The organism is Sorangium sp. So ce124, from assembly GCF_051525235.1.
Taxonomy (GTDB): Bacteria; Myxococcota_A; Polyangia; order Polyangiales; family Polyangiaceae; genus Sorangium; species Sorangium atrum.
Genome location: NZ_CP150312.1, coordinates 2337958 through 2350301, shown reverse-complemented (window position 1 = coordinate 2350301; position 12344 = coordinate 2337958). Strand labels below are relative to the sequence as shown.

Below are 12344 nucleotides of genomic sequence, written 5' to 3'. Positions count from 1 at the left end.
GGTCGGGTGCCCCGAGCGCCATGCCGACCTGCCTCGATCGCGCGTGGCGCGCGCAAAAAGCGACCCAGGCCTGCGGAGAGCCGTGTAGCATGGCCACTGCCCGCGAGGCGCGGTTCCCGCGCTTCGGCAGGGTGATCGTGTTCTTCCACGAGGTGGGTGCGGGGCGGCGATTGCAGGACTGGACTCGCCATGAGCATGACGACGACCACGACGACGATCCAGTTCCTCGACGATGGCGAGGCGAAGCCGCAATCGGTCGAGGTCAGCGACGCGCTGGCGGCCGCGGTGGGCCGAGCCGCGGAGGTGAACCAGGGCAAGGATCCTTTCCTTGTGTCGTTCACCTCGCTGCTCATCGGGCTGGTCACGGCGCCCGACGAGGTCGGTGAGTGGCTGCGCGCGCAGATCGATCGGCCCAGCGTTGGCCTGGACGTGCTGCTGCACCGTCGTGGGCTCCGTCGGGAAGACCTCGATCGGCTCGCCGCGGCCGACGAATCCGCGCTGCTCGCGCGGCCCCTGCCGCGGTCGAGCTCCGCCCGCCGGGCGCTCGACGAGGGCCAGCGGCGCGCGCGCGCCCACGCGGCGCCGGTCGACACGCGACACGTGCTGGCGGCTTATCTTACCTTGCCGGACTACCACGAGGGCGACTTCCACGAGCTGGGCATCGCTCGCGCCACCTGGGCTGCGGCGTTCTCGCGGTTGATGGCCGAGCGCTACCCCCACGAGGGCTGGGCTGCCCCCGCGGCGAGCGCTCCTCCCGCGACGACGGCGGCCCCGCCGTCCGACGCGGCGGCGCTCGATCTGTCCGATCCGAGGCTGGAGTCCCAGGTGGTCCGGGCGCTGAAGGAGGCGTTCGCGCTGGCCGGCTCCCAGCAAGTGCTCCCGTCACACGTGCTCACCGCCGTGGTGAACGTGTCCGAGGAGGCAGGCTCTGCCGCCTTCGAGCGCTTCGCGCGCATGGCGCCGCTGGCCCGCCGGCGTCGGTCGCCGATCGCCTCCGATCAGACGATCGCTTCCGAGGAGCTGATCGCCGGCGACGAGTCAGCGGTGCTCGCGCTCGACGCAGGCAGGCTCGACGAGCAGCTGCGCCGCCAGCTCGCATGGGCGCAGCGCCCGCGCGCCGGCGAGACCGCGCCGCACCCGGTGTGGGGCCGCGACCTCGTGACCGCGGCCCTGCTCTGCAGCGGCGAGGCCGCCGCGACGCTGGAGAAGGCGGGGCGCTCGCTCGACGTGATGCGCGACCTTTGGCATGCGTTCGTCTCGTCGGACGCCGAGCACCGATCGCGCGATGAATGGAATGGGTGGTGGCGGGCGGCGGGCGTGCCGCTGCCAGGGCCCCGACGCGCCGGCTACGCCACGGAGACCGACAGCGGCGACGACAAGCTCGGCATCGAAGCAGAGGCGCGGGCGTTCGCCCGGCTGATCCTCGACCGGGACGTGGAGGCGCCGCTCTCCATCGGCCTGCTCGGCGACTGGGGGTCGGGCAAGTCGTTCTTCATCGAGCAGATCAAGAAGCAGATCGCCGTGCTCAAGGGAGAGCGGCACCCCGAGCTTTACACGAAGCCCGTGGAGATCGAGTTCAACGCCTGGCACGCGTCGGACGCGAACCTCTGGGCCAGCCTGGTCACGAACATTTTCGACGAGATCTGGGAGAAGATCTCGCCCCGTGACCACGAGAAATCGCCAGAGGAGGCGCGCCGAAAGCTGCTGGAGAAGATCGAGGAGGCCCGGGGCGCGGTGCACGAGGCGGAGACGCAGGTCGCGCTCGGGCGTGCGGCGCTCGCGAAAGCGGAGAAGGATCTGGAGCGACGGCGCAGCAAGCTGGCATGGTTCCAGTACGCCAGATCGATCACGCGCGAGAGGCTCGCGGAGATCGCGAAGGCCGCCGGGTTTCACGAGCCGCTCGACACCATCAACGCAGTCGACGCCGCCGCGCGGTCGCTGGCCGACTCTGGCAACCGGCTGCGCCTCGTCGTCGCGGCTCTCCTGGAGAGGCCGCTCCGGTACATCGCGCTCCCCACGGCCCTGATGGCCGCAGCCGTGGTGGGCGTGTGGCTCCTGGTCGAGGCGTATTTCCCGGCGGCATGGGCCGCTCAGGTGGTCAAGTGGGCGGCGGCGCTCATCGGAGCCGTGGGCGCGCTGGTGGGCCCGCTCCAGGCGGCCAGCAGCAACGTGTCCGGGCTCGCGGACAAACTCACGGAGATCCGCGACGAGTACGACCGGGAGCTCAAGAAGCAGAGCGACGAGACGATCGACGAGCTCACGAATGCCCGGCGCGAGCTCGAGAGCGCCGAGGCCAGCGTCGCCGCCGCGAAGGCGCGGCTCGGCGAGCTGCTCAACCAGCAGGCCACGCTCGATCCCCGGCGCAGGCTCGGCGCATTCCTGCAGGAGCGCGTCCAGTCGACGCAGTACCGATCACAACAAGGCATCATCGCGCTCGTCCACAAGGATTTTCGCAAACTGTCCACGTACATGAAGGACCTGCGGGAATCGCAGCCACAGGAGGACGCCGGCGAGGGAGCTCAGGACGACATCGAGCCCTTCGACCGCATCGTGCTCTACGTCGACGACCTCGATCGCTGCCGTCCGGACCAGGTGGTGAACACGCTGGAGGCGATCCACCTGCTGCTCGCGCTCGACCTCTTTGTCGTCGTCGTGGCGGTGGACTCGCGCTGGCTCATCCGCGCCCTCGAGGTGCACTACCGGGATCTGCTGGTCGCCACCGACGGTCCGCTCCGCGCCTCCACGCCGCAGTGTTACCTCGAGAAGATCTTCCAGATCACCTATGCGCTGAGCCCGATGGATCCCCAGTACTTCAGCCAGTACGTGGCGTTCCTCGCCGGCGCCGGCGCCGGGGCCGAGAAGAGAAAGGTCACGCAGGGCGCCCCCCCGCGAGCCACCGGGGCGCCGCGCACGGTGACCCAGCGTGCAGGCGCCGCTCCGGCAGGAACGCAGACAATCCAGGCGGAGCCGGAGCGGGCCGCGGCCGGGACACCTTGGGCGACGGTCGGCCCAGCGCCCAAGGCGCTGCCCGCCCACTCCGTGCGAATCGACAAAGGAGAGCAGGAGTTCATCTGCCGGCTGGTGCCGCTGCTGCCGACGCCGCGTATCGCCAAGCGCCTGGTGAACGTCTATCGGGTGATCAAGGCCGGCAAGGACGCGGCGGCGCTCGATCGGTTCGAGCGGGAGCGGCGGTCCGAGTCGTGCTTGCTCATGCTCGCCATCCTGTTCGGGCAGCCGGTCGTCGCCTCGGCGCTGCTCCGCGCGCTCCATGAAGGAACGGAGCCGTTCGACGACCGGGAGCAGTCTTTCGTGGAAGCCGTCAGAAAACGAGAGGCGCTCGACGGCGAGCCCGCCTATGTGCACGAGGAGTGGGCGAGGCTGCACGCGACGCTCCAGGGCCTGAACGTGGCTGTCACCGTGGGGGAGTGCGCGCGGGAGCCGGAGGAGGTGGCGCGTTATTCGCTGGTGTCGGGTCACGACTGGCACACATGGGCGCGGCCGTCGCCCTCTCGTTCTGGCACGAGCAGCGCGAAGGCATCTTGAACAGGACGGCCGTGTCACGCCGCCGGCGGCCGCGAGCCCTGGCGACGGACGCGGGCGGCGCGCACGATCGGAGGTGAAGGCGAGCGCATTCTTCTGATGGATCCTGCGCGGCCGCAGAGATGGCGACCGCGTCAGCCCGCGACGGCGTGAGCGCTGTCGCGCCGCGCTCCCGTGATCACGAACGCGATCCCCGAAAGGACGTACGGGCTCGCGATCACGAGCGCATCGAAGGGCTGGTGAACCCGGGTGAGGCCATAGCTGGCGCCGCCGATGGCGAGGAGGCCGGTGATCCAGGTAGCTTGATTCCAGGTCCTGGTGGCGAGGCACAGGCCGGCTCCAGCGCCCATGATCGTGATGAAGGCACTCATCAGCGAGAGGTCCGGATGCGCACGGTTCTCTCCCAGAGCCCCCGGCGCGAACGGTGCCCCAGGCGACATTGCGCCCTCGCGGTGAATGAACCGGCGAGCCGAGCGCGGCCGGCCGCGCCGGCGGATCGAGCGCTGAGAGCCCCCTTCCTGCGGGATGGACGCCATGGCGGGTACACCGAGCGCCTGCTCGCACACAGGGATCCATCGCTCACCCCTGGATGAAGGCGATCTTCGCGGGGTGATCTTTTGGTACCGTGGTCGCAGGCGCCTCGCCTGCCTGATGCGCGCTCGCTCGGTCGAGCAGGGCGCACCGAGTCGGGCTTCGCGCGCCTGATGGGGTTCGAGGGAGGGGTATGCGAACGAAGGCTTTCATCGAGAGAGCGATATCTCGTGCTGTCGCGCTGCTGGCGCTCCCGGCGCTCGGCGCGTGCGGCGCGGAGACACCGCCGTACGACGACCTCCCGCTGCGCGACGCGCTGAGCGCCGCGCCGGAGGTCCTCGCCGCCTTGCCGGAAGAGATCCTGCGCGACGTGGCGGTGCGGCTGGAGGAAGCGCACGGCGAGCAGGGAGACGAGACGGCGATCGACGACGCGGAGATCGCGAGCGTCCCCGCGCTCGTCCGCAGCGCGGACGCGGCGCGGGACGAGGTGGGGAAGGACGCGATCGTCCTCGGCGCGCTGGAGCCGTCCGAGGACGGGTTCGTGCTCCGCTCGGTCACGCCCGTCGCGGCGGGGCGCGGGCCCGAGGGGGCGCTCGCTCGACCCGCGCCGGCCCTCGCGGGGCCGCCGGCGTCGGCGGAGACCGCGCCGCTGGAGGACGCGGCGCTCGGCGGCCGGGCGGGCGAGATCCTGGCGGAGCTCGCGCGGCGCGCGGACGCGCAGGACCTCGTCCGCGTCACCGGCCTGCCCGCGGGCGTCATCGCCCAGGATCACACGGTGTACGTCAACGCCGCGTGGCTCGTCGCGCTGAGCGCCCTCTCGCCCAAGGACGCGCCCGCGCTCCCCACCGACCCGGGCGGCGCCGCGATGCCCGCGTGGCCCCGGAGCGCGCCGCGATCGGTGCGCGTCAACCCCTATCACCTCCCCTCGTCCGTCGCGGAGTGCGCCGCCGAGGTGCGGGACGTGTGCACCTGCGCCGTGGCCGGGCCGTGCGAGCACGACCGCACCGACCCGACGTTCGCGGACGCCCAGGCGGAGTGTTCCTGGGTCAACGCCGGGGCGCTGAACGCCGAGGCGCTCTGCGTCCTCGCGCTGCTGAGCATCGACGGGGTCAAGGAGTGCGTCCTCTCCGCGGGCAGCGGCGCGTGCGCCGCGCTGCCGATCGCGGGGCGCGACGGCGCGACGGCGTTCGCCGGGGACGAGGGCTGCATGGCCGTGCTCGACCGCTGCCTCCAGTACGGCAGCCCGACGGTCCCGGCCGTCACCCCGAGCGCGCCGAGCGGCACGTCGAGCGGCGACGGCTGCGGCAGCTGCGGCGGCGGCTGCGACAGCTGCAACGAGGACGTCTCGGGTTGCAACGAGAACTGCAGCGATTGCAACCAGAACTGCCACGACTGCAACCAGAACTGCCGCGACTGCGACCAGAACTGCAAGAACGGCGATCCATCCACCGGCAGCAACTCGAGTTGCAAGCTGAGCGCCGGCCGGCGCGATCCCGGAGGAGGCCACCCGGGCGCGCCCGTGCCCCTCGGCGCCGCGTTCTGGCTGCTCCTGCCCGCGGGTTACATGCTGCTGCACATCCGGAGGCGGCCGTGAACCGGGCGGTGATGCTCTGGCTCGCGAGCCACGGCCTGCCGCCGTGGCTGGCGCCGACCTACGCGGTGATGGTCGCCGCCGCGGGGCTCCTCGGGGCGGCGGCGTTCTTCTGGCTCGTGCGCCGGGATCGGGGGGATGTGGCCGTGGAGGGTCGGGCGCTCCTCTCGGGCTACGTCGCGGCGCTCCTCGGCGGCTACGTCTTCGAGGCGCTGCGCGCCGCGCCCGAGGCGCTCGCGGGGGGCTCGTGGGGTCCGATGCTCCACGCCGGCCGCGCCGCCTACGGGGGCCTCATCGCCGGCGTCGCCGTGGCCGGCCTGGTCCTCTACCGCAGCGGCGCGGCCGTGCTCCCGTTCCTCGACCGGCTCGTGCCCGGGCTCGGGATCACCTACGCCTGCGTGCGCACCGGGTGCTTCCTCGCGGGGTGCGACTACGGCCGCGTCACCGGGGGCGCGCTGGGCGTCCGGTTCCCCGCCGGCAGCCCCGCGGCGGCGGACCACGCGGCGGCCGGCTGGGTGCCCCTCGGCGCGCCGAGCCTGCCCGTGCACCCCACGCAGCTCTACGAGGCGGCGCTCGGGGCGATGGCGTGCGCGATCGCCGCCCTCTGGCTCGTCCGGGGGCACCGGGATGGGCGCGCGTTCGGGACATGGCTCGCGCTCTACGCGGCGGGCCGGTTCTTCGTCGAGCTCCTCCGAGGGGACGCCGGGCGCGGCGTGTACGGGGGGCTCAGCACCGGCCAGCTCGTCTCGCTGGCGCTCCTGCTGGGGCTCGCGGCGGCCGTCGTGCTGGCGCGCCGCGCGCTGCGAGCGCGGCGCGCCGCCGCCGTGGCGCCCGCGCTGGTGGCGCTCGCTTCCCTGAGCCTCGCCGCGGGCGAGGCCGCGGCCCAGCCGGCTCGCCCCGCGCCGCCCGCGCCAGCAAAGCCCGAGGCGGCGAAGCCCGAGGCCGCGAGCTCAGCGCCGGCTCCGGCGCCTGCTCAGAGGCCGTCGCCGGCTCCAACGCCCCATCCGTACGCGCCGCCCCCGGGCGGGTACCCCGCGCCCTACCCCTACCCGCCGCCCGCGGGCGGGTACCCCGCGCCCTACCCCTACCCGCCGCCCGCGGGCGGGTACCCCGCGCCCTACCCCTACCCGCCGCCCTCGGGCGGGTACCCCGCGCCTTACCCTTACCCGCCGCCCGCGGGCGGGTACCCCGCGCCCTACCCCTACCCGCCGCCCGCGGGAAGCTCTCCCCCGGCCTACCCCTACCCGCCGCCCGCGGGAGGATACCCCGCGTCCCCCTCTCCCTCGCCCGCGGCTGCCGCACAGCCGGAGCGGCGCACCCCGGATACGCCGGGGCCCGCTGCGGAGCAGCCCGCGACGGGTCATCAGGCGGAGGCCAACGCGCGGAGGATGGCGCTCTCGCTCGGGATCTCCGGCTACTTCGTGCCGGGGCGCTTCGCGGTGAAGGACGGGATGTCCGTGGATCTCGACGTCCTCGCGCGCCTCCGCCTGAGCGAGACGCGCCGCTTCGAGGTCGGCGCCGAGCTCCGGACCGTCTCGACCACCGACGTCAACCAGCTCGCAGTCGGCGTGCCCCTCCGGCTCGTGATGGGGGTCGGATCGCACGTCGAGATGTCGGTCGGGATCACGCCGGGCTATCACCGCATCTTCTTCGACTCCCCCTATTTCGAGAGCGTCGGCGCCTTCGGCGCTCGCTTCGGGTGGGGGATCCAGTTCCCGATCACCTCGCACCTGCTCATCGGCTTCTCTCCCCTGAGCTTCCTCGTGCTCGCCTCGGACGACGTGGACGCGCTCGTGGCGTACGAGCCCGGGCTCTGGGCCGGCGCAGGATTGCTGTGACAGCCGTCGCTGGAGCTGCCTTGCGCGGCCGTTCTCTAGGCGCCACCGATCCTGGTCGCGATGATGAGCCCTGACGACCAGCAGAGCTTGGTCAGCACGAGATCCTGGCGTCGCTCGAGAGCGGCGATCAGCTCTGCCGCCTTGGGAGCGTGGTCATCAGGCCAGTTGGGCTGAGGGAGCATGTCGTCGATGACATAGAGCCCGCCGGGTTTGATCAGGCTCAGCGCCTCGTCGAGGGCGTAGTACTTGCCCGGCCATGTATCGGCAAAAACGAGCTCGAATTGCTGACCCAGGGCGGAGCGCAAGAAGGCTTCGCCATCCATGTTCTTGAGCGTGAGGCGGGGGTCGCCTCCGAGGTGCTGGCGCGCCACGGCCTGGACCTTCTCGTCGTGCTCCACGGAGACGAGCGTGGAACTGGCATTCATGCCATCGAGGATCCAGCACGTAGAAATGCCCGTGCCGGTCCCGAGCTCGAGGAAAGCGCCCGACTTGGCGGCGGCGAGCGTACGCAGCATCGAGCCCGTCTGCCTGTCACTGGCCATGGCAAACCCGATCTCCGCGGTGGCCCGCTCGATCTCCTCGAGCGCCGCAGGCGGCCTCAAATTCTCTAGATCCTTCATGACCCGATCCCTCTTCACGCGGCCAGTCGCGCGTCACTCTACAGCACCTCGATCTGGCGGCCCCCCTGGAAAGAGCCAGCGGTGGAGGGCGTGCTGCGCGGGGGGGCGGCGGGGCAGGCCCCCACAAACCCCGAGCGCCGGCCCGCAGCGCAGCCGGTCGCCCCCCGATCTCGCCTCCCGCGTACAAGGCAATAGCCCCCCAAAAGGCGCGAGTTTGTGGGACAGCCCCGCCGCCCCCCCGCGCAGCACGCCCTCCACCGCTGGCTCCGCTGCAGCCGGCCGAGCTCACTCCCCGAGCAACGCGCGCGCAAGCGCGAGAGTCCGGGCGTTCGCGGACACGTTCTCGAGAAAGCTCCTCCGGAACGCAGGATCCTCGATCCTCGCCGCACGGGCGAGCAGCGCCGCGCGCTCCTCGCGGACGACCGCGCGCGCGCCCTCGGCGTCGCCCTTCGCGTGCAGCGCCTCGGCGTACAGCGCAGGGATCACCTCCTGCCGCAGCAGGAAGACCGTGCCGGCCTGCCGCTGGAGCGCGAGCGCCTCGCCGGCCATCGCGCAGGCCTCCTCCGTCCGCCCTTGCTGCAGCCGGATCTCGGCGAACAACGAGAGATGCACGGCCCCGGAGAAGGGCGCCATCGCCACCGGATCCCCCGCCGCGCAGAGCTCCTCCTCCGCCCGGGCCAGCTCGCCGAGGAGCATCCGCCCCTCGGCGAGGAGCTGCCGCGGGATCACGCTCCGGCTGCGATCGCCGCGCGCGAGCATGTGCTGGAGCAGGCGGCCGCCCATCTCCAGCGCCTCGGTGATCCTGCGCCGCTCGAGGAGCGACACGATCCGGCACGTCACGGAGGTCGTGAACACGTAGTCGAGCAGGCCCTCGGTCGCGAGCACGCGATCGAGGCACTCGTCCGCGGCGGCCATGTCGCCGAGCCTCGTGTAATCGATCGCCACCAGCATCCACGCCCAGGGGACGAACAGCCCGCTGCCGAGGGACTCGGCGCGCCGCGCGGCGGCGAGGTTCGCCTGGAGCGCTCCCCACAGGTCCCGCGCCGCATGGCAGCGCCAGAAGCCGCGGGTGAACTCGATCCAGAGCGCCGCATGGAGATCGCCCTCGACGGCCGGCGCGATGACGAGCTCGAGCCGGCGCACGATCCGCTCCGCCAGCGCCGTCCTCCCGTCCCAGAGCAGGCTGAAGACGATCCGGGTCGCGAGCTCCGGGCTCAGGACGTCGACGGGGAGCTCCTCGGCCAGGAGGCGCGGGACCAGCACCTCCACGGCCCGCCGGTCGTCGCAGAGCGCGACGCAGTACATCGCGCCGCTCAGGGCACGCCAGGAAAGGAGGCTCCCGGGCGCGGCGAGCTCGAGCGCCTGGAGCGCGCTCGCGTGGGCGTGCGCGGCGTCGTCGGTCCAGATGAAGGCGTTCATCCGGAGCAGGTGGAGCTCGGCCAGCGGCTCGCCCTCGGCCCCGCAGGCGATCCCCTTCTCCACCGCCGCGAGCGCCGCCTGCACGTCCGCCCCGTGGAGCGCCAGGGTGGCGGCGCGCAGGTAGAACCCCCCCGCGCGCGGCCCGTCCCCGCCCCGCGCGAAGTGCTCGGCCAGCACCATCGGGTCCTGCTCGCCTGCCGAGAGCAGCCACTCCCCGGCGAGCCTGTGCCCGACAGCCCTGTCTCGCTCGGTGAGCATCGCGTAAGCCCCCTCCCGCAGGAGCGCGTGACGGAACGCGATCTCCTCCTGTCCCGCGAGGCGCGAGCTCGGGCGGCGCTCGAGGATCTCGCGATCGAAGAGCTCCGCCAAGGCGTCCGCGTCGCTCGCCCCCGACGCCAGGGTGCGCGCGCCGACGAGCGCGCTCACGCCGCCGATCCACGAGACGTCCCCGAAGACGCTCGCCGCCCGGAGCAGCCGCCGCACCTCGGGCTCGAGCGCCGCGAGGCGCGCCTCGACCATGCCCAGCACCGTCTCCGGCAACGCACCGCCGCGCCCCTCCGCCACGGCCCGGACGAGCTCCTCCAGGTAGAAGGCGTTGCCCGCGGCCCGCTCCACGATCGCCGCCACGGTCCCCGGCTCGACCGACGCGCCCAGCGCGCCGCGCACGAGCTGCTCGGCGGCCCGCGCGGGCAGCTCGCGCAGCCGCATCGCCGTGAGCCCTCGCTCGACCCAGAGCCGGGGGAAGAGCTCGTGGACCTCGGGCCTGGCGAACGCGAGCACCGCATAGGGGCGCTCGCAGAGCGCCCGCAGCGCGTGATCGAAAATTTTCACCGAAGGCGCATCTCCCCAGTGCAGATCCTCGAGGACGACGAGCATGGGCCGCGCGCTCGTCACGGCGCGCGCGTAGTCCAGGTAGGCCTCCTGGATCCGGTCGGCCATGTGCGCCGGGTCCTGCCGCGCGGCCCGCAGCATCGGCCCGTCGTCGGCGAGAGGAACGCCGAGCAGCTCGCCGAGGAAGCAGGCCACGCGCCGCTGCTGCTCCCCTGCGAACAGCTGCCCCACGGCCCGCGCGAGCTTCTCCCGCTGCGCCTCGGGGGCCTCGCCGGCCGCGATCCCGAGCGCGCCCCGGAGCGACCCGGCGAGCATCGCGAACGCGGAGCCCGCGCCGATGGAGTCCCCGCTGCCGACGCCCAGCACGAGCTCGGGGTGGCGCGGCCGCAGCGCCTGGACCAGCTCGTGACGCAGGCGGGATTTGCCCATCCCCGCGGCCGCGGTCACGAGCGCCACGGCGGCGCGCCGCTCGGTGAAGCTCTCCTCGACGAGATCGAGCAGGCTGCGCAGCTCCCGAGCGCGCCCGACATAGGGGCTCGGCTTGCCCAGCAGCCTGCGCGCGCCGTCGGCGACCTCGCGCTCCGCCTCCACCCAGGAGAGCCCGTCCTGCTCCGCGACCTCGAAGCGCGCGTCGAGCAGGGCCCGCGTCACGGCGTCGACCGCGACGCGGAGCCGGCCCGGGCGGCCCCGGGCGGCCGCGTCGTCGAGCAGCGCGGCCGCCCTGTCCAGGACCTCGCCGAGCAGCGATCGTCCCGTCGCCTCGCCGCGCCCCGTCACCAGCACGACGTTGGCTCCGGGGACCGACGCGCGGATCCGCAGCGCACAGCGGGCCGCGATCGCCGCCTGGTCGGTCGCGCTGCCCGCGCCCGCCCCCGCCGCCAGGATCGCCACCACCGCCCCGCTGGCCAGCTCCTGTACGGCCGCGCCCAGGGGCGAGGCCTCGTGCCGGACGGCGGCGACCGCGCTCCGCTGCGATCGATCGGCAGGCACGATCCCCGTCGACGCCGGCGCGCTGACGTCCGTCGGCCCGACGGCCACGATCGAGCAGAGCCACACCTCCGCGGCGGTCACGAGCTCGACGGCGGCCAGGCTGGAGCGAGCGCCGCCCGCCGTCGAGGCGCCGAGCGCGTCGAGGCAGCGCACCACCGCCGCGCCGTCGGCCGGGCGCTCCGCCGGGCGCTTGGCCAGCATCTGCGCCACGAGCTCGTCGAGCGCCTGCGGCACCTCGGGCCGCAGCGCGCTCGCCCGCGGCGGCTCCTCCTGGAGGAGCTTGGTCAGGATCGTCATGAGGTGCCGCCCTTGAAACGCCGGACGACCCGTCAGGCACTCGAAGAGCACGCACCCGAGCGAGAAGACGTCCGCGCGCGCGTCGAGCTGCGCGCGCTCCCCGCTGGCCTGCTCCGGGGCCATGTAGCCGATGGTGCCCACGAGGGCCCCCGTCCGCGTCAGCCGCGCCGAGGCGCCCGAGAGCCGGGCGATGCCGAAGTCGAGCACCTTCACCCGGTCGGCGGCCCCGCCCGGAAGGAACAGGTTGCTCGGCTTGATGTCGCGGTGGACGATCCCGCGCGCGTGCGCCGCGCCGAGCGCGTCCGCCACCGCGCGCACGAGCGCGACGCTCTCCTCCACGTCCAGCGGTCCCCGCGAGAGCCGGGCCGAGAGGCTCTCCCCGGAGAGCCACTCCATCGCCAGGTAAGGCTCCCCGGTAGGCGCCACCCCGTGCGTCACGTAACGCACGACGTGCGGGTGATCGAGCGTGGCGAGCGCCCGCGCCTCGTGACCGAAGCGCGCCGCTGCCTGCGCGTCGACATCGCCCAGCAGCTTCACGGCGACGACATCGCCGCTCGCGCGATCCACGGTCCGGTAGACGGTGCCCATTCCTCCCGTTCCCGCGAGGTCGACCACCTCGAACCGGTCGGCGAGCAGTCTGCCGTGGAGCATGCGCGCCAAGGATGTCCCCACGCTCACTCACGCGCC

6 protein-coding genes are annotated in these 12344 nt (G+C 73.3%); 3 read left to right on the top strand and 3 right to left on the bottom strand.

Annotation, left to right across the window (positions count from 1 at the left end; genetic code table 11):
- Positions 1–189 precede the first annotated feature (189 nt).
- Complete coding sequence (locus WMF19_RS08935) at positions 190–3543, top strand: P-loop NTPase fold protein (protein WP_437898695.1); 3354 nt, start codon at positions 190–192, stop codon at positions 3541–3543.
- Positions 3544–3674: 131 nt separating this feature from the next.
- On the opposite strand, the gene WMF19_RS08930 is transcribed toward WMF19_RS08935, so the two are convergent.
- Positions 3675–3911: a hypothetical protein gene (locus tag WMF19_RS08930; protein ID WP_437898694.1), complete on the bottom strand. Its 237-nt coding sequence runs from the start codon at positions 3909–3911 to the stop codon at positions 3675–3677.
- A 353-nt stretch (positions 3912–4264) separates the two neighbouring features.
- Between WMF19_RS08930 and WMF19_RS08925 the strand changes: the two genes are divergently transcribed.
- The gene (locus tag WMF19_RS08925; protein ID WP_437898693.1) at positions 4265–5665 is read left to right on the top strand and encodes a hypothetical protein; all 1401 of its coding nucleotides are present in this window, start codon (positions 4265–4267) and stop codon (positions 5663–5665) included.
- Positions 5662–7500, top strand: a complete 1839-nt coding sequence (locus WMF19_RS08920; RefSeq protein ID WP_437898692.1) for a prolipoprotein diacylglyceryl transferase — start codon at positions 5662–5664, stop codon at positions 7498–7500. The genes WMF19_RS08925 and WMF19_RS08920 overlap by 4 nt, the downstream gene beginning before the upstream one ends.
- Before the next feature lie 35 nt (positions 7501–7535).
- On the opposite strand, the gene WMF19_RS08915 is transcribed toward WMF19_RS08920, so the two are convergent.
- Positions 7536–8120: an O-methyltransferase gene (locus WMF19_RS08915; RefSeq protein ID WP_437898691.1), complete on the bottom strand. Its 585-nt coding sequence runs from the start codon at positions 8118–8120 to the stop codon at positions 7536–7538.
- 285 nt (positions 8121–8405) lie between these two features.
- A complete protein-coding gene (locus WMF19_RS08910) occupies positions 8406–12308 on the bottom strand; it encodes a protein kinase domain-containing protein (protein WP_437898690.1) in 3903 nt (1300 codons plus the stop codon).
- Between the last annotated feature and the right edge of the window lie 36 nt (positions 12309–12344).